This is a genomic window from Microbacterium sp. (assembly GCF_031178525.1).
GTDB lineage: Bacteria > Actinomycetota > Actinomycetes > Actinomycetales > Microbacteriaceae > Microbacterium.
In genome coordinates this window covers 1-1,852 of sequence record NZ_JAPSJA010000382.1, presented here as the reverse complement: position 1 = coordinate 1,852, position 1,852 = coordinate 1, and the positions used below count along the sequence as shown (strand labels likewise).

General features: G+C 70.6%; 2 protein-coding genes. One reads left to right on the top strand and one right to left on the bottom strand.

From position 1 onward, the window contains the following. The coding region (locus tag RIF89_RS14645; RefSeq protein WP_309069804.1) for an aldehyde dehydrogenase family protein at positions 1-1,014 on the bottom strand (1,014 nt) is incomplete at its 3' end. Between the two features lie 162 nt (positions 1,015-1,176). Between RIF89_RS14645 and RIF89_RS14640 the strand changes: the two genes are divergently transcribed. After that, positions 1,177-1,852, top strand: a 676-nt coding sequence (locus tag RIF89_RS14640; protein ID WP_309069803.1) for a helix-turn-helix domain-containing protein, incomplete at its 3' end; no start/stop codon positions are given.

The following is a 1,852-nucleotide window of genomic DNA, read 5'->3' as shown; positions in this document are numbered from 1 at the left end:
GTCCTCGACGAGCCGGCGCACGATCTCGAACTGCTTGGCGTTCTGCAGCGGGCCGAGGACGTTGCCGCCCTCGATGCCGTTGCCCATGGGCATCTGCGAGGCCACGGCCGCCAGCGCCTCGACCACCCGGTCGTAGATCGAGTCGTGCACGTACAGGCGCTTGAGTGCGGCGCACGTCTGTCCGGTGTTGATGAAAGCCCCCCAGAACAGGCCCTCGGCGATCGCGGCCGGGTCGGCGTCCGGCAGCACGATGCCGGCGTCATTGCCGCCCAGCTCGAGCGTCAGCCGAGCGAGGTTCGCGCCTGAGGCCTCGACGATCTTCCGCCCCGTCGCGGTCGAGCCCGTGAACATGACCTTGTCGACGTCCGGGTGCGACGCCAGTCGCGCGCCGACCTCCCGATCACCCGATACGACAGGGATCAGGACGTCGCCGGGCAGCACGTCGTTGATCACCTGCACCAGGGCCAGCACGCTCAACGGCGTGTACTCACTCGGCTTGATCACGACCGTGTTGCCCATCCGCAGCGACGGCGCGACCTGCCAGATCGCGATCATGAGCGGCCAGTTCCAGGGCCCGATCGCAGCCACGACTCCCAGCGCGCGATAGGTGATCTCCGCGATGTCGTTCTCTCCGTCGCTGATCACCTGTGTTCCGAGCTCGGCGGTGGCCGTCTCGCGCAGCCACATCGCACATGCTCCGAGCTCGAAGCGCGCGTTCGGGCCGTCCAACGGCTTTCCCTGCTCGCGAGAGAGCAGATGCGCCAGTTCCTCGGCGTGCGCATCGATCGCGTCGGCCGCCTGCAGCAGAAGTGCACTGCGCGCGTCATGGCCGAGCGCCTCCCACGCGGGCTGGGCCGTCTTGGCACGCGCTACGGCGGCGTCCACGTCGGCGACGCCGTGCTCGGGCGACCAGCCGATGGTCTCGCCGGTCGCGGCGTCGGGGATCGCGCGACCGGTCTCGGGCGCGACCTGCACGCGCTCCAGCAGGCTGACGGCGACAGCGTTGTCGGTCATCGGAGAGCTCCTTCACTCATCGATCTCGCCGTCTCGCCCGGGTCGGCGGCGGCTGCTCGAAACCATATCTGATCGCGCGCTCAAAAAAAAGCCTGGTTTCGGGTTCGATTATCGAACGCGAAGCGGCCTAGGATCGGAGGACGCCGACGATCGGAGAGCCCCGTGACGCCCGAGTCCGCCGCCCCCGCGCAGGCCGGTTCGCAGACCCTCAGCCGGGGCATCCGACTGCTCGAGATCCTCGCGGCGGGCGACCGCGCGATGTCCATCGACGAACTGGCGGCCGCGCTCGGCGTGCACCGGTCGGTCGCCTACCGGCTGCTGCGCACGCTCGAGGAGCACAGCCTGGTGACGCGCGCCGCGGGAGGCCTCGTGTCGCTCGGCGCGGGGCTTGCGGCGCTGGCCTCGAGCGTGTCGCGCGACCTGCAGGCCGCCGCCTCTCCCGAGCTCGCCGAGGCGGCCGACGAACTGGGCATGACGTGCCTGCTTGTGATGCTCGAGTCCGGTGAGGGCATCACGGTGGTCAGCACCCGACCCCGTCGGGCGGTCGCTGTCTCGTACAACCCGGGCCACCGGCACCCGATCACGCGCGGCGGCCCCGGCAAGGCGATGCTCATGGAGCTGGCGGACGCCGCGTGGCCCGAGGACGCGTCGCCCGAGCTGCGCGCGGAGATCGAGCAGAGCCGCGCACGCGGCTACGCGACGAGCCACGACGAGGTCGTGCCCTCGCTGTGGTCCGTGGCCGTGCCGCTCGTGCTGCCCGGCCAGCCGCTCGCCTCGGTCGCCGCGATCCACGTCTCGCTCACACATCCCGAGGCGGAGATCGCCGAGCGGCTGCATG